Origin of the sequence: Brevibacterium sp. 50QC2O2 (genome assembly GCF_024580675.1) — a bacterium.
Classification (GTDB): Bacteria; Actinomycetota; Actinomycetes; order Actinomycetales; family Brevibacteriaceae; genus Brevibacterium; species Brevibacterium moorei.
Window position 1 is genome coordinate 29,827 of record NZ_JANIJZ010000001.1, and the last position, 24,330, is coordinate 54,156.

A 24,330-nucleotide genomic window follows, 5' to 3' on the forward strand; every position below is an offset into this window, starting at 1 on the left:
GGTCGATGTTTGCAGGCGCGTCCGCAGCGGGGTTACCGGGTGGCCTGCGCTGAAAGGATACGCCGAATCGGTTCGGCCACGCCGCCCGCGTCCAATTCCGGGCATGCGCCGGTCGCCGCGGCCAGCGCATCCGGGTGGCCACCGGTCATGGCGAAGCTGGTACCGGCCCAGCGCAGCATCTCGATGTCATTGGGCATATCGCCGAAGGCCACGACCTGTTCCGGGGTGAGCTGGAGGGACCTGGTGTAGAGCTCCAGCGTATGGGCCTTCGTGACTCCCGCGGGGGACAGCTCGAGCAGCCCGTTGTTCGGATCGGAATAGGTTCCGTGCAGGGCGCCGGAATCCAGTCGGGTCAGCGGGGCGATGGCGTCCTGCAGCTTCGCGGAGTCGGTGTTGCCGGGGATCCGCACCAGGATTTTGATGACATCGGCCAGGGATTCCGGTGTGGTGTCGCCGGACACGACCTCGGCACGGGTGACGACGGAGGCGTTGCGGGGCGTGCGGCCCTTGAAAGAGGGCTCGACCACGGAACCCGCCAGGGTTTCGAAGGCCAGGACCGCGTCGGGGACCCGTTCGTCCAGAAGCCGGGCGAATGCGCCGGTCAGGGCGGGTGCGATCGTGGACTTCCACAGCACCTGCTCTTGGTGGAGGTCGTAGACCACGGTGCCGTTGGCCGCGATCACGCGGTCGAGTTCGGGCAGGTCGGTGCGCAGGATGTCCAGCCAGTGCAGGGGCCGGCCGGTCACAGGCAGGACGGCGATCCCGGCGTCCAGGGCTGCGCGGACGGCGGCCACCGTGGCCGGGGCGATCGGCTGGCCGTGGCGCAGCAGGGTACCGTCGAGGTCTGTTGCGATCAGGCGGATCCCGCTGAGGTCATTCACCCTATGAGTTTAACGGTTCGGAGTTCTCGTCCCACCCGGAGGCGATCGCCGAGCACTGCCCGACGAGTTCTGCGGCATCGGCGACGTAGCGGTGCGCTGCCGCCGCGGCCTCGAGCCCATCGCCGCCGGTGCGCAGCGCCACCCGGCTCATAGCGGCGGCCTGGGCGGCCTCGGCGACCTTGGCGGCAGCGCGCGAGAGCAGCTCCGGCAGGCGGCCCACCCGGGCGCGGGCGGGCGCGGGCAGGACCATGCCCTCGATCGGGAAGGACTCCTGCGCTGCCTGCGCGACGGCATCGACCGCGGCGCTCGCTTCGCCCAGGGTATGGGTGAGTTGTGCCAGGGTCTCCGCCGGGGGTTCCGGGGCCGGGGCCCCCGGCGCGGCCGGTGTCGCGTTCGCGCCTGCGGCCGGTCCGGTCCCGGCCGACTCCGCCGGGTGCTCCCGGTGGACGGCGAGGGCGGTGTCGTAGAAGCGGTCCACCGCGCGGTTGAAGCGGTCGCGGTGCTGACGCCACAGGCCGGTGCCGTAGAGGTCGTCGGCGGTGGGGGCCTTCGGTTTGCGGAATCTGTCGAGCAGGCCCATCAGGCGTGAGCGTCCGCGACGTCGAGCACGACCTTGCCGATGCTGGTCCCGTCCTCCAGCAGGGTCTGAGCGGCGCCGGCCTCGCCCAGGGGGAGGACCCGGTGGACGATGGGCCGGATCGCCCCGGCGAGCACCTGCGGCCAGACCCGGCGACGGACCTCGGAGACGATCGCGGCCTTCTGGCCGGCCGGGCGGGCGCGCAGGGTCGTGCCCATCACGGATTTGCGCTCGCGCATCAGGGCGTTGAGGTTGATCTCAGCCTTGACCCCGCCCTGCAGGCCGATGATGCTCAGGCGCCCGCCAGTGGTCAGCGCCCGGATATTGCGCTCCAGATACTTCGCGCCGATCACGTCGAAGATGACATCGGCCCCGGGCTTGCGGGGCTCGCCGAAGGCATCGGTCGGGGAGGCCTCTGCGGTGATCTCCTTGATGCGTGCCACGAAGTCCTCGGTTTTGTAGTCGATGACGGCATCGGCGCCCAGCTCGCGGCAGAACTCGGCCTTGCGGGCGCTGCCCACGGTGACGGCGACCTTGGCACCGAAGACCCGGGCCATCTGGATCGCACAGGTGCCGATTCCGGAGCCGCCGCCGTGGACCAGCAGCCACTGGCCCGCCGCCAGATGGGCGCCCGAACCGGGTTCGGGACCTGCGAAGACATTGGAGTAGACGGTGGACAGGACCTCGGGCAGGGCGGCGGCGTCCGTGAAGGACATGTCATCGGGCAGCGGGATCAGCTGGCCGGCCGGCACCGTCACATACTCCGCATAGCCACCGCCGGACAGCAGGGCCGCGACCCGATCGCCGGGGGCGGGAGCGTATTCCGGGGTGTCGGCTGGAGTGGTGCCGGTTGACACGGGTGTTGCGGCGGGGACGGGTGCAGGCGTACCCAGCGCCTCGACGGTGCCGGCGACCTCCAGGCCGGGGATGTCGGTGGCTCCGGGTGGGGGATTGTAGAAGCCCTGACGCTGCAGCACGTCCGCGCGGTTGACGCCCGCAGCGGCCACGCGCACCAGGACCTCGCCGGGTCCTGGCACGGGTTTCGGACGGTCGGTCAGGCGGAGCTGCTCCGGTCCGCCCGGTTCACTGATCTCGATTGCACGCATGCCCCCAGGGTAGCGGGGCGTCCCGGGCGGCGTCTCAGCTCGCTCAGATCAGCAGTCACTTTGGTCGGGTGTCCCCTCGATTGGCAGTCATTTTGGTCTGAGAGTTGGCCGTTTTTTCGGACCAAAGTGACTGCCGATCAGGGGAGACACAAGGCCTTGTGTGCGATATGGTGCACTATGCTCGCGAGTCGGCCCCACACGAAATCTCGAATCCTGCGCTCCTGGACTCTGCTGTTTTCTACTCTCCTGCTTGTGACTGCGACGGTGGTTTTCTTCATGCCGCAAGTGAGGGTTTTTGCCATCTGGCTCTATAACCGTGATGGGTCCATGGACGTCTGCGATGAGATCGTCCCTCCGGACAAGATGGTCGATGTGTCCTCATACGATCCGTCGTGGTCGTTCTTCCCGCCGACCTATTCCTGTGCGATCACCACAGCCGACGGATATCATGCCTCCGCAATGCTCCGGGACTTCTCGGCACCGGTGTGGTCGGCGGTATCGGCTGCGGTGTTCGCTGTGTCGGCGGTGTACATCGGCTATCGCGTGCTCCAAGCCTCGGCCCGATGGAGGACCGCGTGGTGGGAGGACGGGAGGAACATTCGGCAGGCCCTTCGGACCAAGGCGTTCGCAGGGCATGGACTGCGAGTGGTTTCTTCTGCGAAGAAGTCCCGTGCGCTCACGAGTCGGCCTCGTGGTAGGGTGCGTTCCCGTTCCCGGCGCTATCGGACTCTGATGTTTTCCATTCTCCTGCTTGCGACTGCAACTGTGGTTTTCTTCATGCCGCAAGTGAGAGTTCTGGCCACCTGGGCCTATAACTCGGATGGGCTCCTTGGCGTCTGCAATGAGATCATCCCGCTCGACAAGATCAAAGACCTGTCCGGTTTCACCGGGAAACCCTCGTTCTTCCCGCCGACCTATTCCTGCGCGATTTCCACAACCGATGGATATCATGCTTCCGCAGTGGTCCGAGACTTCTCGGCACCGGTGTGGTCGGCGGTATCGGCTGCGGTGTTCGCTGTGTCGGCGGTGTACATCGGCTATCGCGTGTTCCAAGCCGCGGCCCGATGGAGGAAGAAGCGGCAGACTCCTGAGGAACGGTGAGCAGCAGGTGATAGTTGGTTTATCCCTTACTATCACCTTCGATAGTTACTGATAGTAAGACGATGTGCGAGTAGGGACGAGCCGGCACCGAAACCTCGGGACTTGAGCCCAGTGCTCAGGCCACCACATCCTCGCCCAGCCGGAAGCGGAGCATGGAACGTACCTGTGGCCATTCGTCCGCCGTGATCGAGTAGACGCAGGTGTCCCGTAGCGAGCCGTCCCGGGTGTAGGAGTGGCGCCGCAGCACGCCGTCCAGTTTGGCGCCCAGACGTTCGATGGCCCGCCGCGACTGGGTATTGATCCAGGCCGTGCGCAGCTCGACGGCCGGACACCCCAAGGTGTCGAAGGCGTAGCCGAGCAATGCCAGTTTCGAGTCGGCGTTGGTCCCCGTGCCCTGAGCGGAGGCCGAGTTCCACGTGGACCCGATCTCCACGCGCGGGATCGTGGGGTCGATGTTCATGTAGGAGGTCATGCCGATTATGTGGTCGTCTGCCAGGCGGCGGGTGATGAAGGGCAGCATGCTCCCGGCCGCCTGAAGTCCGAGCCGCCGGTCGATCTCCGCCGCCATGCCGTCTGGGGTGGGAATGGTGGTGTACCAGAGCCTCCACAACTCACCATCACGCACCGCTTCGCATAGCTCGTCGTGGTGTTCGTGCGACAGGGGTTCCAGCCGGACCAGCCGTCCGGTGAGTGTGACGGGTTCCAGTGGGGCGCTCTGAGGCATGCGGTCATCCTACTCACGACATACTCACACCCAGCCCTGGCGACTAGTTCACTCGATTCGCAGTCACTTTGGTCCGAGAATTCGCCGTTTTTCCAGACCAAAGTGACTGCCGATCAGGGGAGGATTGGACCAAAGTGACTGCTAATGTGGGGAGGGCGATCTGACTTAACGTTTGTTCAGTAGAGAGGTTTCAATGACGAACCCGACCGAGCCCGGTATTCGGCCCTCCGATCCCGCGGAGATGCTCCCCGCAGACCTGCCGCCGCACCTCATGGCGCAACTTCCCCCGGCCTATTACCTCCCCACCGATGACACGCCCGTCGGCCCCGACGCCGCGGGCCGGGCCATCGCCCACTTCGAATCGACCCGTGCCACCACCAGTCCCTGGGATGCACGCTCCCAGCACGGGGGACCGCCGGCCGGCCTGTTGGCCCGCGCGGTCGAGGCCCTGCGTCCGGATCCGGACATGCCGATCGCGCGGCTGACCATCGACATGCTCGGCCCCATGCCGCAGGGGCTCATCCGCACCGAGGCCCAGATCGTGCGTCCCGGTAAGCGCATCGAGATGTCCACGGCCCAGATGTACGTGGACGACCGACTGGCGGCCAGCGCCACGGTGTGGCGCAAGCGCTGGGAGCCCGGTGCGACCTCGGACCCGGGACTGGCCACCGATACGCTCCGCGATGTCCCACCCTCCCTGGGGCCCCAGCCACAGGGCTACTTCCCCGGCATCGGCGAGGACTGGGGCTACGGGAACTCGATCGAATGGCGCCACGTCGACGGGGAGTTCGGGAAGCCGCCGGAGCCCGGGACGCCGGGGACGGCGCAGACCTGGACCCGGCAGCGGATCCCGCTGGTGGCCGGCGAGGAGACCGGCCCGGTGCAGCGGATGGCCGTCGTCGCCGATTCCGCCAATGGAATATCGGGTGCCCTGGACTTCACGAAGTGGATGTTCATCCCGCCCACCATGACGCTGACCGTGCTGCGACCGGCCCGCGGGCCATGGCTCAATCTGAGCGCGCAGACTTTCATCAGCGACTCCAGCACGGGGCTGACCACGGGCCGGATCTACGATGCACAGGGTCTGAGCGCCACGGTGGAACAACCGCTGCTGGTCGCCCCGCAGCGGTAGCGGGCGACGAACAAAGCGATCCCCGCATCCCGAAGCGCACCAACGCTTCGGGATGCGGGGATCGCTTCGGAGAACGTTTCCGACAGTTAGACGAACATCCGGAACAGCGGGGAGTCCTGCCCCACCTGTTCGATCTCCAGGGGCGAGGCGTCCATTCGCTGCAGCAGCCCCGGCAGGTCCGAGGCCGCCCCCAGGGTGATGCCCACGAACGCCGGGCCGGTCTCCCGGTCCGAGCGCTTCATGTACTCGAACAGCGCGATGTCGTCATCGGGCCCCAGCACATCGTTGAGGAACCGGCGCAGGGCACCGGGCTCCTGCGGGAAGTTCACGATGAAGTAGTGCTTGAGTCCCTCCCACACCAGCGCCCGTTCGATCACTTCGGAGTAGCGCGAGATGTCGTTGTTGCCGCCGGAGACCAGGCACACCACCGTCGTCCCGGGTTCGACCTCGACCGGGGCGCCGGAACCCACCGGTCCGATCGCGGCCGAGGCCAGGGCGCCTGACGGTTCGGCGATGATGCCGTCGACCTGGTACAGGTCCAGCATCTCGTGGGCGTCGCGGCCCTCCTCGACCAAGTGCATGGGCACGCGCAGCCGGCTGATGATCTCGAAGGTGACATCGCCTGCGCGCCGGACCGCGGTGCCGTCGGCGAAGCTGTCGATCGAGTCCAGGGCCACGGGCCGCCCGGATGCCAGGGCCGCCGTCATCGAGGCCGCGCCCGCCGGTTCGACTCCCACCACGCGGGTGCCTGGCATGTTCTCGGCGGCATAGGTCGCGATCCCGGCGACCACCCCGCCGCCGCCCACGGGCACCACGATGACGTCGGGATCGACGTCGAGCTGGGAGTGGATCTCCGTGGCGATGGTGCCCTGGCCCGCGATCGTCCGGGGGTCGTCGAAGGCCGAGATCAGCAGTGCCCCGGTCAGGTCGGAGTGCTTGTGCGCCAGATCGGACGCATCGTCATAGGTGGATCCGTCGATCACGACGTCCACGGAAGGCCCGCCGAAATGACGGATCCGGTCGATCTTCTGCCGCGGCGTGGTCTTGGGGACGAAGATGGTCCCCTGAATGCCCAAATCGGCGCAGGCCCGGGCGAAGCCCTGCGCGTGATTGCCGGCCGATGCGCACACGACCCCGCAGGCGCGCTGGGCGGCGTTGAGCTGCAACATGAAGTTGAAGGCGCCGCGGATCTTGTAGCTGCGCACCGTCTGCAGGTCTTCGCGCTTGAGGTAGACGGTGGCGCCCGTCGCGGCCGAGAGCCGCTCGGAAATGTGCAGGGGAGAGGTGATCACAGAGCTGCTAATTCGCTCAGCGGCGGCCTCGACGTCGATGGCGGTGGGGGGCGTCTGTTTCTTCTGTCCTTCTACCAACACGTTCCCCATTGTGCTCCCGCACCCACGGCTGTCCATATTCCTGGAGGTTGAGTATCGGAATATGAGATTTCCGGTAATCTTCCGGAGACTGAAGTACCGGCGCCCGGTTCCCCCAGCGATGTCCCCGCAGGCCATATCCCACATATCTGCCGCCGGTTCGTTAACCTGGGAGGGGCGACTGCGCCCAACAGCACGTACAGTGCGAACAGCAACTTGAACAGCATCGCGAGCTTTCCGATCCGGGGGATACACAGTGGCAATCAGCAGTGATCTCGAACGCCTTCTGTCGTCCTGGCTGCCACGCCAGGACTGGTTCCCTCTGCCGCGGGGCCTGGGCAGCGACCCCGATGTCACCCCCATGTCGACCACCCGGCTGTTCGAATTCGAAGTCGAAGACCAGATCATCCAGGGCCTGCAGGTCATCGTCTCCGTGTCCTTGGAGACCACGGGGCGCACGCTGCTGGGAGCGCCGCAGGGACCTGCGACCCGTCGGCTGAGCCTGCCACTGACCCTGCACACCACGGAGAACTTCCCGCTGCGCCCCCACCTGCTGGGCCGTGTCGAGGACCTGGTGCTGGGCCATGTGTGGGTCTACGACGGAACCGCGGACCCTGTGTTCGTCCAGGCCGTCGCGGCCTCCCTGCACACGGGACGCAAATGGGACGACGGCCAGGTGCTGGCCCAGCCCGTGCGCCGAGGCGCCCTGCTGGTCGCCCAACAGCAGGCCGCGATGCTGCCCACCTCGTCCCCTGCGGGTTCTGCTTCCGCCGGGGAATCCATTGATGCGCAGGCATCCGGTACGGCACACGCCCCGGCGCCAGCGGCATTGGCCGGTGCCGTCGGCGGCCCCGACGCCGCGGCGGCCTCCGGACAATGGGATGCGGACGCGCCGGCGCCGGCCGACTCCGCCGATCCGTCCACAAGCGCAGCGGACGCCGATGCCATCTCCTCCGAGGTGCCCATCCCCACCGCCCTGCGCGCAGACCTGGCAGACGACCCGGCCGACTCCGTGCTCCCCGATCCCCCGACCACCGGCGGTCAGGGACTGGCGGGGGCCGCGGCGGGCGCGGGGCGCAGCGCCGCACAGATCATGGCCGATGCCCAGACGGTGCAGCTCTCACCCCTGGACGCCCAGCCCTATGAGACCTCGGTGGTCATCGCCGACCCCGCCCAGCCGGCCATCCTGACTTTCTACCGTGCGCTCGACGAGGGTCTGGGGGGCAATGTCCAGGTGCCGTTGATCCTGACACGGCGCGGTTGCGAGGCGGTCAGCCCGGTGCTCGGCTGGTTGTCGGGCCGCTGGTTCGACGGCGAGGACCTGCGTACCGAATCGGCCCCGCTGGCCATGCTCACCGCCACCGAACGCGGGGCCCGGCCGGCCTGGCGCGAGGCCGTGGACGTGGCGAGCCGGGTCGACTCGGGGGCGATCGGCAGCTGGAATCGGCAGGCCACCGCACTGGGCCGCAGGGTGGGCGCCCTGCACCTGGACCTGGCACACGAATTCGACGTGCTCAAGAGCGAGGGCGAACCGACCCTGGAACTCGTGTCGAAGTGGAAGGACCGGATCGACTGGGCGCTGGCGCGCGCACCCCTGGCCCTGGGCGACCTGGGCCGGGCTCTGCGCACGCACAAGAAGCAGCTGGACTCGGTGTCGTCCGTGGGCCCGCTGCAGCGGATCCACGGCGCGCTGACGCTGAACCAGGTATCCAGCGGCCGGACCACAGGGTTCACCGTCGGCAGCTTCCCGGCCAAGGGCAGTGAGAAGCTCCAACCGGCCTCGGTCGATTTGGTCGGCCTGCTGCGCAGCATCGACTACGCGGCCGGCTATGCGCGGCTGAACCGCACCGGGCGCTTGGAACAGGGCGCGCTGCCCACCGGTCTGAGCCTGCGGGGCCTGAAACAATCGCGCAAGGAGGTCGAGGAGGTCCTCGAATCCCCCGAACACCTGTGGTCCTCGCAGGCGCAGAACGCCCTGCTCTCCGGTTATTCGCACGTTGTGGGCGCCGGCCTGGGCTACGACGATCCGACCCTGCGCGCCGTGCTCATCGACCGCCTGCTCGTCGAAGTCGTGACCGAACTGCGCAATCGTCCGCCCTACCTGTCCGTTCCGCTCATCGCCCTGGCCCAAGTCCTCCAGGGGTGAGGCGGGGCAGATGAATACCGCGCCCCGACCAGGGAACGCTACGACCGGGCCGGTCAGCAGCCACCGGCCCTCCTACGCCCAGCGCGAGGCCTACCGCGATGCCCTGGCGCAGGCCTACGCGGCGGGCCGGCTGGACGACTCGGACTTCGAGGACCGGCTGAACCTGTTGGCCATGGCCGAATCCCTGGCCGATCTCGAGGACCTGGTCGTCGACGTGCCGCGCGCCGACATCGAGGTGCCGGCCGCACCCGCCGCCCGGTCGACGGGTTCCCGAGGCCGTACCGGCGGTTCCCGCTCTCGCGGATCCAGCGGTTCCAGCCGGCCGGGGCAACCGAACGGACGCCACGCCGACCAGGGCGCCAAGGCCAGGGAAGCCCGACTCAAACGCGGCAAGCTGTTGATGACCGGCACCATCATCGTCGGACTCATCCTCGGGGTGGGCCTGGGCCGGGAACTGATGGGACCGCCGGGCCCCGGCGCCGGAACACCGGATTCGGTCCAGGCGGCAGGCGGCGCCGAGCTGCCAGTGGCGGTCAGCCGTGGCCGCATGTCCTACGGATACATCGCCCGGATCGTGGAGAACCTGAACACGCGCAAGGCCGAGAGCCTCAGATTCAACCCCTATTCGGCGGGTGCGGAGCTGCTCAGCGCCGACAAACGCAAACTGCAGACCATCTCCCTGGACGACGCCGGTGAGCAGGAAGAAGTCGAGAGCGAAGAGGACTACTCACCGGCCAAGGGCAGCGCCGGGCTGTTCACCGTGGAGGAAGTCGACCCCGCAGCGGTCTACGCGGCAATCCTGGCGGCGCCGGGGGTCGCACACGCCCGCACCGGCCTCGACGGTGAGGAGGGCCTGGAAGTCAACGCGGTGCGGATCGACAGGCTGGCCGGCACCCCGTTCGCCGGGCAGCGGGCCGGGGCCCTGACGATCAGCGTGACCGTCAACCCGCGCGGAACATCGGGCCAGTACGCCAATCTGCGCTGGTCCGGCGACGGGAAACACCTGTTGGAGGCCCGCCGATGAGGCCATCACACGCCGAACGCGCCCCCTATATCGCGGCGCTGCAAGAATCCCTGGTCGACGGGCGCCTGACCCAGGGACTCTACGAGGAACGCCTGGCCGCTGCGGAATCCGCCCAGAGCTTCGACGCCCTCGACAAGCTGTTCACCGACCTGCCCTACGATCCCCGCGCACTGCGCCCGGCCCCGGCGGGCGGAACCGCTGACGGGGCCGCTGCGGATACGGCCGCGAGCCGCCGGAAGGCGAAGAAGGAGGCCGCCAAACGGCGTCGGCGGGAGGCTTCACGCGGGGCGCGGCGTGACACCGCGGCCCAGGCACCGTCTGGTACCCACGTCCGCAAACTCCTCGGCCGCCTGGTGGTGCTAGTGGTGACGGTCGCCATCGGCGCCGGTGGCTACACCGGAGTGCACATGATTGCCTCCGCCGCGGCGAATCAGGACTCGGCTACCGGCAGGGACATGAGCACCGAGGCCGGTCGGCAACAGCCGGCCCCGGACGATCTGCCGGCCGTCGGGCAGGACTTCGCCAATGTCCCCGCCCTGACCCCCGACACGGTCGCCCGGGTGCTCGACTACGTGGCGGACAAGGGCCCCAAGGGCACGGTGACGAGCCTGCAGGCCTATGACGACTACACGACGGTGGACGTGCAGGGCAAGGGGAAGGGCTCGACCTATCTGGTGTTCCGCGCGGGGGAGGCCCCGCGCTCGCAGGCCCGCAAGGACGTGCGGTTCGAGCCGCTGCACGATCAGGAGGCCCTCAAGCGGATCGACCTGCAGCAGATCATGGCGCGGGCCAGGGCGGATCTGGGGCAGGACGGGGAGATGCGCAGCATCGACATCTCGTACAGCAACCTCGACAAGGACTATCGGAAGATGGGCGACCGGATCGAGGTGGAGTTCGAGCCGAGCGGTTCGGGGGAGCCCTCGACCATCGCCTACGACCTCAAGGGCAAGAAACTGTACACGGACGATTGAAGGGAATCGATGACGCGGAATCCACAGGCGGGTCACCGGCCGTCGTTCCTGCAGCGCGAGTCATATCGCCAGGCGATCACCGAAGCCTATGCGGATGGGCGGCTGGACGATGACACCTTCGCCGAGCGGATCCGCGCGGTGGACGGGGCACGGAGCCTGGCCCGGCTCGAGGAGTTGATCACCGACCTTCCCCGGCAGGGAATTCCAGTGCCCGAGGGCATGCCGCCCCCGGGCAACGAGGCCAAGTCAGACGGGACTCCTATGTCGGATGGGACTCCCGGGTCAGACGGGAAGTCGGCCGAGGCCGAGCCTCCGTGGGCGGGCAAGCACGGCGCCGCGCCGCGCTTCGTACCCGAGGGGCGCCGGCGGGCATCGAGTCCGGAAGACGATCGCAGCGCCCCGGACGGCGGTGCGGCGGGGCGCCGGTCGCTGCGGCGTCGTCTGGCGGTCGCCGGCGCTATGGTCGCCTGTCTGGTGGCGGGATTCGCGGCCGGCGGGATCGGGATGACACTGGCGACGGGAACCGAGGACGATCCCGCGGCCGAGGCCGGCGAGGCTCCGGACGGTGAAGCCGGGCGGGCCGCTGCGCGCGGCGCGCTGGCCGATGGCTTCCTGTCATATGGATACCTGCACGGACTGCTCACCGCCCTGGACGGGAGGTCGGTGGGGCGGGTGGTCGTCACGGACGCCTCGGCCGAGGTCATGGTCGCCCGCGGGTCCGATTCCGGTGCCGGCGACTCGGACGCCGGCGGGGCCGGTTCGGGTGGGTCCGATTTCGATCCCGTCGGTTTCGACGAAGAACTGCATGAGGTCGATCCGGCCGCTCCGCTGCCCTGGCTGCCCGAGGGCAAGCGCCCCGGATTCGACACCGGGGATATGAGCGCGCAGACCGTATTCGCGGCGGTGAGCCGGGCCCCGGAGGTTCTGGGCCGACGCACGGACAGGTCGACGGAAGGCCTGCAGGTGTCGAGCCTGACCCTGGTGAAGGACCCGACAGCGGGCAGACCGGTGGGCGGTTCGGCCGACGAGGTCCGGATCCAGGTGGAACTGCGCCGAATCCCGGGGTCCGACCCGCAGGGGCCGGCCGGCGGCATGTTGGTCTGGAACACCGACGGATCGCAGTTGTTGGAGGCGAGGTTCCTGTGAGCGACGGGTCGACGGAGGAACCACGTGCCGGCCGGGGACTGTGGGCCCGGTGGGTGCGCTTTGCCAATAGCGGGCCGTTCATCGGCGGCGCCGTCCTGCTGGTGCTCGGCTCGGTGGCGGGGGTGTACGCCGCCCGGCCGGTCGATCCGCCCGAGCCCGAACAGCAGACGCACCAGATCACGCAGGCGGGACGGAACGAGCCCGCGCCAAAGGACTTGCCGCACCTGGCCGGGGACTTCACCGATGTACGCACCCTGGATGCGACGACCATGCGCCGGGTCGTGGATTTCGCCGGGCAGAAGAAGCTCGGTCGGATCCTCGCGATTACCGCGTCCCCGGAATCCACGGAACTGGTCACGGGTCCCAGCGGCGGGTTGCCGGGGGACCGCCAGGTGGAATTCCGCCCCGGCCGGGCGCCGGCCTATACGGAGGCGACACAGGTCGGGCGCGACCCGCTCGACGATGTCCGGACGGCGGGGGACCTCGACGTCGGAGAGGTTGTCGAGCGGGCTCGGAAGGATCTGGGGACCAAGGCCGAGTTGTCGTTCCTGCAGGTCGAACACGGGCCGGTGAAGGGCCGGGCGGAGCGGGGCCCCCAATCGGATGTCGTGCGGGTCCGGTTCGCAGCGGATGCGAAGTCCGACCCCCAGGTGATCGTGTATCGCCTGCGGGATCTGCGGAAACTGTACGCGGAGGGCTGAGCGGGCGCGCGGCCTCGGTGGTGGCGCGGCGCGTCCCCGGGCGGGACCGGGCCGGGTGAATTTGTCCGGTGCCGGGGATATGGAAGAATGGTCGGGCATGGTGAGTTGACAGAGCGGCCGAATGTGACGGTCTTGAAAACCGTTGAAGGCAACCCCTTCCCCGGGTTCGAATCCCGGACTCACCGCCAGATCATGTGCGTACGCGCATGAACACCGGATAAGCGCGGGAACAACCTGTTATAGCAGGTCGTTCCCGCGCTTATGTGGTGTTTGAGAGGCCCCACGGCTCGCTAAGCTGGGAGGCGACAGCGACACGGTGGTCCGCCCCGGCCTCGGCCACCGTATCCGGACCGACGAAGGGGAGCCAACCATGGAACTCGCACAGCGCCTGACCCGACTGGGCACGGAGACCTCGTTCTCGGTGGCCCAGGCCGCCGCGGACTGGAAGGCCCGCGGCAATACCGTCTACCCCTTCCACCTGGGCGATATCGACATCCCGACCGCCGGCCACATCGTCGAAGCCCTCGATCGGGCGATCGCCGACGGCCACACCGGCTACTGCCCCGGCGCGGGCATTCCCGAACTGCGCGAGGCCCTGGCCGCCGACATCGGCACCGCCCGCGGGATGGACCTGAGCGCGGATAACATCGTGGTGACCACCGGCGGCAAGCCCGTCATCACGAAGTTCCTGCAGTCCGTGATGAACCCGGGCCAGGAGGTCCTCTACCCCAATCCCGGCTTCCCGATCTACGAATCGCAGATCGAATACCTGGGCGGCACCGCGGTGCCCTACCGCTACGAATCGACCCCGGACGGCTTCGCGCTGGACCTCGACCAGATCCGCTCGCTCATCACCGATAACACGGTGGCCATCATCTACAACGACCTGCAGAACCCGATCTCCGCGGAATCGACCCCGGAAGAGCGCCGCGCACTCGCGGAACTGGCCCAGGAGTTCGACCTGTGGGTGCTCTCCGACGAGGCATATTTCGACACCCGCTACGAGGGCCGGTCCGAATCGATCGCCTCGCTGCCCGGCATGGCCGAACGCACCGTCATCCTCTACACCTTCTCCAAGAAGTACGCGATGACGGGCTCTCGGCTGGGCTGCGCAGCGGCGCCCAAGCAGATCGCGGACGTCATCTCCACCCTGAACACGAACGACGAATCGTGCACGAACCACTATGTGCAGTGGGCCGGCGTGGCCGCGCTGACCGGGCCGCAGGATTCGGTCGCGGACATGCTCGGGATCCTGCGCCAGCGCCGGGACGTGGCAGCCGGCCTGGTCAACCAGGTGCCCGGCATGCACGTGGCGGTGCCGCAGTCGACCTTCTACCTGTTCCCCGATGTGACGGACGCGGTGGCACGCGTTGGCGCGACCTCGGTGGGCGAGTTCGCGACGGCCGCCCTGCACAATACCGGGGTGTCCTTCTGCACCCGCGAGCACTTCGGCCGCCGCCAGCCCGGTGAGGACCGCGAGTACATCCGCCTGGCCTACTCCGGGATCAGCGCCGAGGACATCGGCGCGGGCCTGGGCCGGTTGCGCGACTGGGTCGCCTCGTACTGAAGCACCGAGGCCGTCAACCACACGACGCCCAGCACGGTCACGACGATCACGCCGGCCAGGTAGAGCCCGTTTGCCAGGTTCTGCGCCTCGGCGACTACGGCTTCGGGTGTGAACCCGTAGGTGGCCTGGTAGCGGCCGGCACCGGTGACCGCCACCGCGATGTAACCCGCGATATTGCCGGCGAGGTCCCAGGCCGCGTGTAACACGGCTACGCCCAGGTATGTCAGCACCAGCGGGATCCACGCGGCGATGGGGGCGGTACTCGGGGCCCGCCCGGGTCCGGCCTTGGCGGCACGGCGGGCGTCGAGGCGGCCGAGCACGGCGAACAGTGTTGCGCCGACGATCGCGGTCCACAGGACGTGGCCGGCCGGTGCCAGCAGGCCGCGCAGGGCCTCGGTCTCCAACAGCGCCAGCAGATTGATCCCGCCACCGTCCAACGAGGAGTTCAGCGCGTAGCCCGCGGACTCGAAGGCCGCGAAGCCGGCGCCTACGACGACGCCCAGCCAGGCGCCGAGCCCTGGCGTCCTGCGCACGATGTGGCGGGCCGCGCAGGCCAGCACTGTCAGCTTGACCGCTTCTTCGATGAACCCGGCGGCCAGCAGCGAGGTGAGAGTGCCGGAGACCTTGGCCTCGAAGATGGAGGCCGCCAGCACGCCGAAGATGCCACCGACGAAGAAGGCCATGAGCAGCCGCGTCGGGTTGATCCGGCCCCGCGTCTTCTCGATGGCCAGCAGGCTGGCCGAGAACGGCACGAGGAAACTGCCCACCAGGATCAGGGTGGGCACGAGGTTGGCATTGCGGGTGAGGATCGTGACGATGACGGTCAGCACCCACAGGCCCAGGCCGCCCAGCATTGCCTTCCACCAGTAGCCCCGGCGGGGGCTGTCCACGGTCGAACCTGCTGTGGTCGGATCGGTTGCGGTTGGACCGGTCGCAGGGACCCTGGGTGCGTATTTCGGGTATTCCGGTATAAGAGTCATGGTCGCACTCCTTGCAGCGTCGGGGCCGTCTGCCCCATGTCGTTCATGGAACGCTCCGCCGCTTGCCGCCGGCTGTTGCGAATCTATGTCGCAGCTGTGAAAGCGCCCGTGTGTCGTGCATGCCGATTAGCCTGGGGCCATGGACACGTCTCACCTTGAACCGTTGAGCGAGCCGGCCGGGGTCGCCGGGCAGGCCGGACAGGCTGGGCAGGCCGAGTCGGGAGAGCCGGCGGCGCCCCTGTACGAAACCGTTGTGAGCAACCGAGGCGGCACCTCGGGCTGGGTCGAGGTTGCCGGTGGGATGCGCCTGCCGACGGGGCAGCCCGAGGCCGGTGCGGCCGGGGCCAACCCCGAGCAGTTCCTCGGGATGGCCTGGAGCACGTGCCTGAACTCCGCCGTGGCCAAGGTGCTCGCGCAACGCGGCCTGGACCCGGCACTGCACGCGTCCACAGTGACCGTCACCGTCCGGCTGTTCGGCGAGGCGGCCGGCGAATTCCGGTTCGCGCCCCACGCCGCCGTGCACGTGCCGGGCCTGCCCGCCGAGCAGGTGCGCGAGGTCGTGACGGCCGCCCATGCGCGCTGCCCCATGTCGAAGCTGCTGACCGGCCGGGGCACCGCCACCGTCGAAGCTCTCGCCTCTGATGAGGTGAGCTGACCGGGCCGGGGGCGCTGAACGACCGGTCGGGCTGAATTGGCTGGTCGAGCTGAACGGGCCGGGTCCCGCTGGAGCAGCCGGCCCCTAGCCACGGCCGGGCCCCGCTGGAGCCGGCCCCGGTGGCCTGGCCTAGCCCTGCGCGGTGACCCGGTACAGGGGGATGGCGATGTCGTCGACGATGCGCGCGAGTTCCGCATCGTCGACCTCGCGCTCGAGCACCGCGAACCTGAGGACGGCCAAAGGTGCGGTGAGAACGTGGGCGGGGATGTCTCTGGGGCCGAGTTCGCCGCGCGCGCGGGCGGCCGTGGTGATGTCGCGGAGGAATGATTCGACCCTGGCGGCCAGTTCGGCGTCGCCCGGTAGCCCGGCCATGAGTTCGTCCAGCAGTTCCTGATCCGCCTCGCCCAGCAGTGCCCGGCTGGTCTGGGGGCCGAGGCGCCGGCTGGGGGCCGAGATCGCGGTGAAGAGGTCGATCAGTCCGGTTCGCATAGTGGCCGCGGCCGGACCGGCGCCGCCGGGTTCCGGCGGCTCGAAGTTCGATGTGACTGCCGCCGCGACCATCTGGGCGCGGGAGGCGTACCGCCGGGCCAGGACGGGCCGGCTGGTCCGCGCGCGCTTGGCGACACCGGCGAAGCCGACTCCCGCATAGCCGTGCTCGCGCAGTTCGGCCAGGACGGCCTCGTGGATCGCGTCTTCCAATTCGGTGCCGCGCCTGCGGGTCCGGGGTGCCGTGCCCGCATCCCTGCTCTGCTCACTCACATTCTGTATTCTCCCAGGAAAATTCGCCTTCGCAATAAGATGCAGGGTGTATCTTATTTACATGAGCACAGAAAAGGGCCTCGCGGGGCAGACGAATCAGCAGGACGCCGGGAGCCGGGGCGCCATGAACCAGGGCACCAGGGGCAGGCGTGCCCTGGTGGTGGGGCTGGGCATCAGCGGCATCGCCTCGGCGATCGCGCTCAAGCAGTCGGGCTGGGAGCCCGTGATCGTGGAGAAGGCCCCGGCGCGCCGCCGCGGCGGATACTTCATCGGCCTGTTCGGCCTGGGGCGGATCGCAGCGGACCATCTGGGCGCGCTGCCCGGTCTGCACGACCGGCGCAGCCCGGCCTCGCAGAACTTCGCGATCGACCGCACCGGGATCATCGGCGACACCCTGGGATTCGCCGATGCCCCGGCGGACTTCGGGCCGTGGATGATGCTGCGCGGCGATGTGGAACAGGCGACCTTCGACGCCCTGCCCGACGATGTGGAGATCCGCTACAACACCCGTCCTGTCGATATCTGGCAGAACGCCTCCGGGGTGCGCGTGACCCTGGAGGACTCCACGACGGGGGAGAGGACCCAGGAGGAGTACGAGCTGCTGGTGGGAGCCGACGGCATCCACTCCCAGGTCCGCGAAATGGTCTTCGGGCCTGCACAGAAGTATCTGCACGAACTCGGCACCATGATCTGCGCCTTCGAACTGCCGGAGAACCCGCCGGGGCTCAAGCCCGATCAGGGCGTCATCCTGACCGAGGTGGGCAAGGCGTTCTGGGTCTTCCCCTTCGCCGACCACCCCGCCACCGTGCTGTTCACCTGGGCCTCGGACGATCCCGGAGCGGAACGGAAGCTCGATCCCAAACAGCACATCAGAGAGGTCTTCGGCGATCAGCCGTACGGCGCGTACATGGAGTACTCCCTGGACCAGCTGGATCGGGCCGATGAGTTCCTCTACGACACCACCGAACAGGTGAAAATGGACAGCTGGCACCGCGGCCGCGTCGTCCTGGTGGGCGATTCCGCCTGGTGCCCCACCCTGTACTCGGGGATGGGCGCGACCTCCGGGATCGGCGGGGCCGATCTGCTGGGCGCGGCCCTGCGCAAGCACCCCGACGACCTGGATGCGGCGCTGGACGGCTGGGAGACGGTGATGCGGCCCAAGATCGCGAACTTCCAGAAGGAGGGGGCGACTCAGGGCCGGAAGAACTTCGTATCGCTGACCCAGGCGGAACTGGACAAGCGGAACAAGAGCGTCGGCCAGCGCCGCAAGATGATCAAGAACCCGATCGTCGGCAGGCTGCTCAAGCACGTGCCGATGATCAGGAACCGCAACGCGGATCTGACCGCACTGCTCTAGCCGCCTGCCCGCCACATCACATGCGCAAACCTGCAGTACATACGCATATACGCGCATGTACTGCAGGTTTGCGCATGTGATGCCGAGGCCGGGACACGGCACCCGACGGACCGGATCAGCCCAGCCGGTCCAGCACCTCGGCCGTGGTCGTGACTTCGCCCAGCTGCGGGAAGATCAACTCGATCGCGGACTCGTGCGCTCGGGAATCCCGGTCGAACATCGCATCGGTCACCAGCACCACGTGGTAGCCGTGCTCATGGGCGCCGCGCGCGGTGGACTCGACGCCCTTCGAGGTCGCGATCCCCGTGACGAAAACCTGCGTGACTCCGCGCTCGCGCAGCTGCGCGTCCAAGTCGGTGCCGTGGAAGGCGCCCCAGGTGTGCTTGGTGATGAGGACGTCGTCGGCGTCGCGCTCCAGCTCCGGGCGCAGTTCCGTCCAGCCGGCGGGCCGCTGGACGGGGGCGGCTCCCCTGTTTGACTCGGTCCGCCCACCGGGGGCTCCGGCGACGTTGATGAGCACCACGGTCTGCCCGGCCGCCCGGAAGGCCCCGGCCAGGCGGGCGGAGCGGTCCACCACCGCGTCGATGACCGGGTGGTCCGTGCCCGCGATTCCCTTCTGCAGATCGACGATGAGCAGGGCCGTCTTCGGGTCGATGGTCGAAAGTGTCATGATGACTCCTCTATCGTTCGTGTTCGGTTGGGTGCTTGTTCGGGTGGCCGGATGACCGGGCGCCCGGCCAGGCCCCGGCGCCCGGTCCTGGCACCGGGGGTCCTATTTCGATTTCCCGTCCGACCGCGGCAGCCGCGCCAGGCTGCGGTCGCCCGCCGTCAGGACGATGGTGAGCACCGCGACGATCACCATCACCCAGGCCAGGGAATGCATTCCGGGGGTGTCGGCGCGTGCGCCGAACACCAGACCCGAGACCGCCGAGGCTGTGACGGCACCCAGGTACTGGAAGGTCCGCAACAGTCCGGACGCCGCTCCGATCGTTGCGGGATCGGCCTGGTGGTACATCGCATTCTGGTTCGACAGGCTGAGCAGTCCCTGGGGGATGCCCAGCACCGCCGTGATCAGGAAGTACACCCAGACCGGCGTGGCCGGGTACAGCAACAGGAGGGACCCTGCGACGACGAGTTGCAGGACTCCGCCGACCAGGAGGTTCGCACGGATGCGCGGGCGGCGCCCGAAGACGGCGGAGACCAACAGGGCCACGCCGAAGGTCGGCAACAGGACGAGGCCGACCAGGGACGGGCTCAGCCCCGCGCCCTGCTGCAGCCACTGGGTGAAGCCGTAGATGAAGCCGTACTGGATGACCATGACGGTCGTACCGCGCACGTACGTGGTCAGCAGGGCCGGATTCGCGCCCAGTACGCGCAGGTCGATGAAGGGTTCGGCAGTTCGCAGCTCGCGCCAGGCGAATCCGGCCAGGGCCAGCACTCCGGGCACCAGTGCCCACAGGTGGCCCAGGTCGGGCTCCATCAGGAACAGCAGCAGGCCGGTCAGGCCGACGGCGAAGCAGAGGACCCCCGGCCAGTCGAGTGGGACCCGGACCGCGGACGCGGGGTGCGCCGAACCAGAGGAGGCCCCCGAGGCCGCGCCCCGCCCGCCGCTGCCATCCGATCCGGCGGCCGCCTCGGCCCTGTGGCCGAGGTCGGGCAGCAGTCGGCTGCCCAGCACCAGGGCGATCAGCCCGAGCGGGATGTTGACGGCCATGGTGGCGCGCCACCCGCCGATGTCGATGAGCAGGCCACCCAGGGTGGGCCCGACGACCGCGACGGTCTGGACCGTCATCGTGAGTGCGGTGAGCACCCCGGCGGGACTGGCGAGTCCCCGGGCGTCGCAGACCCTGCGGATGAGTGTCATGGACGCGGGATAGGCGGCGCAGGTGCCCAGTCCCAACAGTGCCCTGGCTGCGATCAGGACCCACAGGGTGGGTGCGGCGGTGGCCAGGATGCCGGCAACGGTCACCAGGGCGGCGCCGAGCAGGAACATCCGCTTGGGGCCGTACACGTCGACCAGGCGGCCGGTCAGCGGTTGGCCGATCGAGGTGGCGATGTAGAGCCCGGAGACCAGCCAGGCGGTCTGTGCGGGTGGAGCGCCGAACGCGATGCCGATGGGGACCAGCGCGACGGCCACGATCGAGGTGTTGATCGGGTTGAGGATCGTGCCGGCGATCATGGGCACCAGGAGTCTGCGCGGGAAGCGTTCCATGCACCCATTCTAAATATCGAGGTTATACAGTCCTCCGGTGGATCGTCTCCCGGGTGACGGCGCTATAGTGGGCCGTGGATGTAAATGAACGAACGTTAAGTCAACGTTGCAGGCAGTTCGACGTTGCACACGGCGAAGTCAACAAGGGAGTTGAGGCGCATGGCCATCGAGGCGCTGAGCAGGTCGCAGGAACAGGGATGGAAGGATCGCATCGCCCCCGCGGTTGAACAGGTCGGACCGGCCACATGGGCGATCCCAGTGCCGATTCCCAACAACCCGCTGGTCTACACCTACTGCTATGCGCTGCTCGAGGACACCGGCGTCAGCCTCATCGACCCTGGCTGGGACGGGCTCGAACAGATGCAGCGGCTGACCGAGGGCCTGGCGCAGATCGGCTTCCGCCCCGATCAGGTCAACGGCGTGGCCATCACCCACTACCACCGGGACCACCTGGGCCTGGTGCCCCAGCTCCTGCAGCACAACCCCGATATGTGGGTGGCCCTGCAGCGGCACGACCTGGAGGCCCTGCAGACCTTCGCTCTGGGCCAGGTCAACCCCTCCAACGGCGCCGCCGCGGACGTCGACATCGTCTCCCTGTGCGGGGTCCCGGAGGAACGCCGCACCGAGGTCGACCGCCGGGGTGCCGGCCGGAAGACCGCCGGACAGAGCTCTGCCACCGCGCTCATCGAGGCACTGGGCAAGAGCGCCGCCGCGGCTTCCGCGGCACCGGATTCCGGGGCCGAGGCCGCCGAACACTTCGGCGACCGCCCCGCCGTGCCCTTCGCCCCGCCGCAGAACCTCATCGTCATGCACGATCAGGACGTGCTGCCGCTGACCGGGCGCACGGTGCGTGGCCTGTGGACTCCCGGCCACACCTACGGCCACACGGCCTTCATCGACGAGGACCATGCGGCGTTCATCTCCGGGGACCACGTGCTGCCCACCATCACCCCGAACATCGGCCTGGACTCCGGCTCGCTGACCCACAGCCTCGGCGACTACCTGAAATCCCTGGACCGGATGCAGGGACTCGACGCCGATCTGCAGGTGCTGCCGGCCCACGGCTTCCGCTTCGCCGGCCTGCACGAGCGCGCGCAGGCGATCTCCGAGCACCACGCGCAGCGCCTCGACGAGATCCGCGCGCGGCTGGCCGAAACCGATGACCACTCCGTGTACTCCCTGGCCCAGGGGCTGCACTGGTCCCGCGGTTTCGCGGCCCTGCACGACTTCAACCTGTATGCAGCGCTCGCGGAGACCGCCGCCCATATGTACTACCTGGGACTGCCGGTGGGCGAGCAGACGCTCGACTGAGCCGCTAGTCGCCGCCGCGCGAGCGCACCTCGTCGGCGATGATCTCCTCCACCCGCGAGGCGGTGACCCCGCCCAACAGGTCCCAACCGCGGGCCCGCGCGACGAAGCGGGCGACCCGGTCGCAGGCCTCGTTGAGCGGATCTCCGTTATGGCCCCTGGTCCAGCGCAGGGAGATCTGTGCGGGTCCGTGTGCGAGCAGCCGGTGGGCGCGGCGCAGAACGGTGTTGTTCCACGAGTCCAGCCAGGGCAGTCGCAGTGCCATCCTGGGCTCCATCTGCAACAGCTGTACCGTCTGCTGGGAGTCCGTCACGATGGTGATTCGCGGCGCGTCCGAGTACAGCGACAGGCACAGCGCGTTGTAGACGGCTTCGAGTTCGGCGTGGAGCGGATTGTGGGCGTTGGCGACGGGGGAGACCACCCAACGGCCGTCGGAGGCCAGCGCGCAACCGGCCCCCTGGCCGGTGAAGTGGATGAGCGAGCCGTCGGTGTAGACGGTGTCGAAGGAGCCGCGGCACCGGTAGTCCCTGCTGTGCAGGGCCGGCTGCCACGAAGTGGGCGGGCGCACGATGCGCGGCTGCTGTCCGGGGTCCGCGTCCTGGGTGGCCAGCTCCGCCATGCGCCGGTCCAGCTCGGCCACGTTCAGGAGGGTCGCCCCGGCCCGGCACAGGGCCGGGCGGTAGGTGAACAGGTGGGAGCGGGCGCGGGCGGACACCTGGGCGATCCGATCCACCGGCAGCCCGCAGTCGACGGCCAGGGCGGCGCAGGCGGCGTGCACCGCGGTGGAGTGGAACCCCGAACAGGCGATGATGACGGAACGCCCGGGATGTGCCCGGGCGATGTGGTCCCAGATCGTGGGGAGTTCGTCGACGGGACCGGACCCGCCGAATTCGAGGTCGAAGCGCAGCCCGCCGTCGCGGACAGTGCCGGCTACGTAGAGGAGCAGTCCCGCGGTCTGGTCCGACTCCATGATGACGCAGGTGGGGGTCACCGTGGGATCGTGGAGATCGGACACCAGGGGCGGTGGCGGTGTCGGATTCTGCGTGGACAGCCACTGTCGGGGCGTCAGGGGGTGTGGAGTCGGCATGGCGTTCCTCCCTTCCCTCTGCACACGATCCTACGACGGGGCACTGACAGAGGGTGCGACCTTGTGACCCCTGTCGCACCGAGTCGGTGCGGAGTGCTGTAATAGAGGCATGAGCGAATCGCTGCCCGACCCCCTGCAGAGCCTGCTGAAACGCAAACTGGGCCCGGCCACAGGTGCCCCGGGAGGTCGGTCCGCAGCCGATCAGGGTCCGCGTCCGCAGATCCTGCATGTCGCGGGCACCGGCCCACGGGAACGCGGGCTCGCACGGGCCGCGGCCTCGGCCGCCAGGATCCGGGCGGCCCAGCGCGGTTATGCGCAGCTGTTCACCACCCTGGGCATCGACGAACGGGCACAGCGAACGGCCGCCAAGGCCTCGCTGGCCGCGCTCGAAGCCTGGGACCCGGCCCAGGCGGCCGAATTGGCGGGGGTGGCCACCGGCTCCGGCCTGCAGATCGCTGACCTGATGACGACGGTGGCGCGCACGGAGATCCTGACCCTGGCACCTGCCGCGCCGCAGCAGGATGCCGTCGACGGCACCGAGTCGGCCGGCGGCACCGAGTCCGCGGGTCCGGCCGCGGCGGGAGCCGAGATCGGCCAGGAGTGCTCGACCCTGGGCCTGCAGCGCCCCGGTTCCAGCCTGGTCGGCCAGACCTGGGATTGGCACGCGCAGTTCCAGGACTGCTGGCACTTCCACTACGTCGAGGGCCTACCGGATCCGGCGGAGGACCCGGCCCGGGATGCGGCAGCGGGCACGGTGGCGGCCGCGGCCGAGGACCCCGCGGCCGGGCAGAACCCCTCACCGCTGAACCATGCGGGCTTCGCGGAGTTCGGGATGCTGGGCAAGATCGGTATGAACTCGGCCGGGCTGGCCGTGGACCTCAACATCCTGTCCCATGAGGCGGACGGCCCGGGCGGGGTGCCGATCCACGCCGTCCTGGCCCGGATCCTGGGTTCGGCCCGCACGATCGAACAAGCGCTCGACATCATCGCATCCGCCCCGGTCAGCGCCTCCTCGCTCATCACCATCACCAGCGCCGACCGCGTGCTGATGGTCGAACTGACCCCCGGTGGCCACCGCATCCTGGAACCGGGCCGGACCGATCAGCGCGGAGTGCACGAATCCGGCCGGGATCAGGCGATCTGGTTCTGCCACACCAATGACTTCCAGGACTCCGGACTGGCCGCAGGCCAGAAACGCGGGGGAGTGTCGAACTCGCCCCAGCGGTTCCGAGTCCTCAACGACCGCGTAACGGGGGCCGCGCCCGCCGCGCCCGCCTTCCCCGAATCCGCGGACGGGCTGTTGAATTGGCTGGCGACCGACCCGGGCGCGGACCTGGTCGCCCGGCGGCCCAAGCCGGATGCCCCGCTGGGGCTCAACATCGCGACCCTGGTGACCGTCCGGATGGATCCCGCCCGCAAACTGGTGCGGATGAACGCCGGCCTGCCACAGGACGCGGCGCTGGGCACCGTCGAATTCGCCCTCTGACTCAGCCGTGGCCCCGGCTGCACCATCGTCCGCAACCGTC

22 protein-coding genes and 1 tRNA gene are annotated in these 24,330 nt (G+C 68.9%); 13 read left to right on the forward strand and 10 right to left on the reverse strand.

Annotated elements, in window-relative coordinates; translation table 11 throughout:
• Window positions 1-32 precede the first annotated feature (32 nt).
• From NQ038_RS00130 to NQ038_RS00140, 3 genes are read right to left on the reverse strand one after another with little or no spacing between them, the layout of a single operon-like run.
• Window positions 33-881: an HAD family hydrolase gene (locus tag NQ038_RS00130; RefSeq protein ID WP_257061333.1), complete on the reverse strand. Its 849-nt coding sequence runs from the start codon at window positions 879-881 to the stop codon at window positions 33-35.
• A gap of 1 nt (window position 882) precedes the next feature.
• A complete protein-coding gene (locus tag NQ038_RS00135; protein WP_257061334.1) occupies window positions 883-1,461 on the reverse strand; it encodes a hypothetical protein in 579 nt (192 codons plus the stop codon).
• The gene (locus NQ038_RS00140) at window positions 1,461-2,564 is read right to left on the reverse strand and encodes an NAD(P)H-quinone oxidoreductase (RefSeq protein WP_257061335.1); all 1,104 of its coding nucleotides are present in this window, start codon (window positions 2,562-2,564) and stop codon (window positions 1,461-1,463) included. Before NQ038_RS00140 ends, NQ038_RS00135 begins: the two co-directional genes overlap by 1 nt.
• A 252-nt stretch (window positions 2,565-2,816) precedes the next feature.
• Here NQ038_RS00140 and NQ038_RS00145 point away from each other — a divergent pair, with 252 nt between their 5' ends.
• Entirely contained in the window at window positions 2,817-3,665 is an 849-nt protein-coding gene (locus NQ038_RS00145; RefSeq protein ID WP_257061336.1) for a hypothetical protein, read from the forward strand.
• Between the two features lie 115 nt (window positions 3,666-3,780).
• On the opposite strand, the gene NQ038_RS00150 is transcribed toward NQ038_RS00145, so the two are convergent.
• A complete protein-coding gene (locus NQ038_RS00150; protein WP_257061337.1) occupies window positions 3,781-4,389 on the reverse strand; it encodes a GNAT family N-acetyltransferase in 609 nt (202 codons plus the stop codon).
• A 193-nt stretch (window positions 4,390-4,582) separates the two neighbouring features.
• Here NQ038_RS00150 and NQ038_RS00155 point away from each other — a divergent pair, with 193 nt between their 5' ends.
• Window positions 4,583-5,521, forward strand: coding sequence for a thioesterase family protein (locus NQ038_RS00155; protein WP_257061338.1), 939 nt, complete (start codon window positions 4,583-4,585; stop codon window positions 5,519-5,521).
• Between the two features lie 86 nt (window positions 5,522-5,607).
• Here the strand turns inward: NQ038_RS00155 and ilvA are convergent, their stop codons facing one another.
• Entirely contained in the window at window positions 5,608-6,903 is a 1,296-nt protein-coding gene (ilvA, locus tag NQ038_RS00160) for a threonine ammonia-lyase IlvA (protein ID WP_257061339.1), read from the reverse strand.
• Between the two features lie 244 nt (window positions 6,904-7,147).
• Here ilvA and NQ038_RS00165 point away from each other — a divergent pair, with 244 nt between their 5' ends.
• From NQ038_RS00165 to NQ038_RS00195, 7 genes are all read left to right on the forward strand, one after another.
• Complete coding sequence (locus tag NQ038_RS00165; protein ID WP_257061340.1) at window positions 7,148-9,037, forward strand: hypothetical protein; 1,890 nt, start codon at window positions 7,148-7,150, stop codon at window positions 9,035-9,037.
• Between the two features lie 10 nt (window positions 9,038-9,047).
• A complete protein-coding gene (locus NQ038_RS00170; protein ID WP_257061341.1) occupies window positions 9,048-10,061 on the forward strand; it encodes a DUF1707 domain-containing protein in 1,014 nt (337 codons plus the stop codon).
• Window positions 10,058-11,032, forward strand: coding sequence for a DUF1707 domain-containing protein (locus tag NQ038_RS00175; RefSeq protein WP_257061342.1), 975 nt, complete (start codon window positions 10,058-10,060; stop codon window positions 11,030-11,032). The genes NQ038_RS00170 and NQ038_RS00175 overlap by 4 nt, the downstream gene beginning before the upstream one ends.
• 9 nt (window positions 11,033-11,041) lie before the next feature.
• Window positions 11,042-12,178, forward strand: a complete 1,137-nt coding sequence (locus NQ038_RS00180) for a DUF1707 domain-containing protein (RefSeq protein WP_257061344.1) — start codon at window positions 11,042-11,044, stop codon at window positions 12,176-12,178.
• Window positions 12,175-12,879 (forward strand): hypothetical protein, encoded by a 705-nt coding sequence (locus NQ038_RS00185; protein WP_257061345.1) that lies wholly within the window; start codon window positions 12,175-12,177, stop codon window positions 12,877-12,879. The genes NQ038_RS00180 and NQ038_RS00185 overlap by 4 nt, the downstream gene beginning before the upstream one ends.
• Before the next feature lie 99 nt (window positions 12,880-12,978).
• A tRNA-Ser gene (locus NQ038_RS00190) sits at window positions 12,979-13,067 on the forward strand.
• Between the two features lie 182 nt (window positions 13,068-13,249).
• Entirely contained in the window at window positions 13,250-14,446 is a 1,197-nt protein-coding gene (locus tag NQ038_RS00195; RefSeq protein ID WP_257061346.1) for a pyridoxal phosphate-dependent aminotransferase, read from the forward strand.
• Here NQ038_RS00195 and NQ038_RS00200 read toward each other — a convergent pair.
• The gene (locus NQ038_RS00200) at window positions 14,374-15,426 is read right to left on the reverse strand and encodes a PrsW family intramembrane metalloprotease (RefSeq protein WP_257061347.1); all 1,053 of its coding nucleotides are present in this window, start codon (window positions 15,424-15,426) and stop codon (window positions 14,374-14,376) included. The two genes, NQ038_RS00195 and NQ038_RS00200, sit on opposite strands and share 73 nt — an antisense overlap.
• 139 nt (window positions 15,427-15,565) lie before the next feature.
• Between NQ038_RS00200 and NQ038_RS00205 the strand changes: the two genes are divergently transcribed.
• Window positions 15,566-16,081, forward strand: a complete 516-nt coding sequence (locus NQ038_RS00205) for an OsmC family protein (RefSeq protein ID WP_257061348.1) — start codon at window positions 15,566-15,568, stop codon at window positions 16,079-16,081.
• Window positions 16,082-16,210: 129 nt separating this feature from the next.
• On the opposite strand, the gene NQ038_RS00210 is transcribed toward NQ038_RS00205, so the two are convergent.
• Window positions 16,211-16,840, reverse strand: a complete 630-nt coding sequence (locus NQ038_RS00210) for a TetR/AcrR family transcriptional regulator (RefSeq protein ID WP_257061349.1) — start codon at window positions 16,838-16,840, stop codon at window positions 16,211-16,213.
• Window positions 16,841-16,901: 61 nt separating this feature from the next.
• Between NQ038_RS00210 and NQ038_RS00215 the strand changes: the two genes are divergently transcribed.
• The gene (locus NQ038_RS00215) at window positions 16,902-18,197 is read left to right on the forward strand and encodes an FAD-dependent monooxygenase (RefSeq protein ID WP_257061350.1); all 1,296 of its coding nucleotides are present in this window, start codon (window positions 16,902-16,904) and stop codon (window positions 18,195-18,197) included.
• 115 nt (window positions 18,198-18,312) lie between these two features.
• Here the strand turns inward: NQ038_RS00215 and NQ038_RS00220 are convergent, their stop codons facing one another.
• Together NQ038_RS00220 and NQ038_RS00225 are read right to left on the reverse strand one after the other, a co-directional pair.
• A complete protein-coding gene (locus tag NQ038_RS00220) occupies window positions 18,313-18,867 on the reverse strand; it encodes an isochorismatase family protein (protein WP_257050011.1) in 555 nt (184 codons plus the stop codon).
• 102 nt (window positions 18,868-18,969) lie between these two features.
• Window positions 18,970-20,409: an MFS transporter gene (locus NQ038_RS00225; protein WP_257061351.1), complete on the reverse strand. Its 1,440-nt coding sequence runs from the start codon at window positions 20,407-20,409 to the stop codon at window positions 18,970-18,972.
• A 159-nt stretch (window positions 20,410-20,568) separates the two neighbouring features.
• Here NQ038_RS00225 and NQ038_RS00230 point away from each other — a divergent pair, with 159 nt between their 5' ends.
• Window positions 20,569-21,720 carry an MBL fold metallo-hydrolase gene (locus tag NQ038_RS00230; RefSeq protein ID WP_257061353.1) on the forward strand — a complete coding sequence of 384 codons (1,152 nt, stop codon included), beginning with the start codon at window positions 20,569-20,571 and terminating at the stop codon, window positions 21,718-21,720.
• 4 nt (window positions 21,721-21,724) lie between these two features.
• Here NQ038_RS00230 and NQ038_RS00235 read toward each other — a convergent pair whose 3' ends face one another.
• The gene (locus tag NQ038_RS00235) at window positions 21,725-22,804 is read right to left on the reverse strand and encodes a ribonuclease H family protein (protein WP_257061355.1); all 1,080 of its coding nucleotides are present in this window, start codon (window positions 22,802-22,804) and stop codon (window positions 21,725-21,727) included.
• Between the two features lie 109 nt (window positions 22,805-22,913).
• Between NQ038_RS00235 and NQ038_RS00240 the strand changes: the two genes are divergently transcribed.
• On the forward strand, window positions 22,914-24,290 hold the full coding sequence (locus NQ038_RS00240) for a C45 family peptidase (protein WP_257057941.1): 1,377 nt from the start codon (window positions 22,914-22,916) through the stop codon (window positions 24,288-24,290).
• The last annotated feature ends 40 nt before the right edge of the window (window positions 24,291-24,330 follow it).

Coding starts and splice junctions, on each gene's coding strand:
- NQ038_RS00175 (WP_257061342.1), top strand. CDS start 10,058: ATGAGGCCATCACACGCCGAACGCGCCCCCTATATCGCGGCGCTGCAA.
- NQ038_RS00240 (WP_257057941.1), top strand. CDS start 22,914: ATGAGCGAATCGCTGCCCGACCCCCTGCAGAGCCTGCTGAAACGCAAA.
- NQ038_RS00220 (WP_257050011.1), bottom strand. CDS start 18,867: ATGACACTTTCGACCATCGACCCGAAGACGGCCCTGCTCATCGTCGAT.
- NQ038_RS00215 (WP_257061350.1), top strand. CDS start 16,902: ATGAGCACAGAAAAGGGCCTCGCGGGGCAGACGAATCAGCAGGACGCC.
- NQ038_RS00140 (WP_257061335.1), bottom strand. CDS start 2,564: ATGCGTGCAATCGAGATCAGTGAACCGGGCGGACCGGAGCAGCTCCGC.
- NQ038_RS00205 (WP_257061348.1), top strand. CDS start 15,566: ATGGACACGTCTCACCTTGAACCGTTGAGCGAGCCGGCCGGGGTCGCC.
- ilvA (WP_257061339.1), bottom strand. CDS start 6,903: ATGGGGAACGTGTTGGTAGAAGGACAGAAGAAACAGACGCCCCCCACC.
- NQ038_RS00230 (WP_257061353.1), top strand. CDS start 20,569: ATGGCCATCGAGGCGCTGAGCAGGTCGCAGGAACAGGGATGGAAGGAT.
- NQ038_RS00150 (WP_257061337.1), bottom strand. CDS start 4,389: ATGCCTCAGAGCGCCCCACTGGAACCCGTCACACTCACCGGACGGCTG.
- NQ038_RS00200 (WP_257061347.1), bottom strand. CDS start 15,426: ATGACTCTTATACCGGAATACCCGAAATACGCACCCAGGGTCCCTGCG.
- NQ038_RS00170 (WP_257061341.1), top strand. CDS start 9,048: ATGAATACCGCGCCCCGACCAGGGAACGCTACGACCGGGCCGGTCAGC.
- NQ038_RS00225 (WP_257061351.1), bottom strand. CDS start 20,409: ATGGAACGCTTCCCGCGCAGACTCCTGGTGCCCATGATCGCCGGCACG.
- NQ038_RS00155 (WP_257061338.1), top strand. CDS start 4,583: ATGACGAACCCGACCGAGCCCGGTATTCGGCCCTCCGATCCCGCGGAG.
- NQ038_RS00180 (WP_257061344.1), top strand. CDS start 11,042: ATGACGCGGAATCCACAGGCGGGTCACCGGCCGTCGTTCCTGCAGCGC.
- NQ038_RS00235 (WP_257061355.1), bottom strand. CDS start 22,804: ATGCCGACTCCACACCCCCTGACGCCCCGACAGTGGCTGTCCACGCAG.
- NQ038_RS00135 (WP_257061334.1), bottom strand. CDS start 1,461: ATGGGCCTGCTCGACAGATTCCGCAAACCGAAGGCCCCCACCGCCGAC.
- NQ038_RS00195 (WP_257061346.1), top strand. CDS start 13,250: ATGGAACTCGCACAGCGCCTGACCCGACTGGGCACGGAGACCTCGTTC.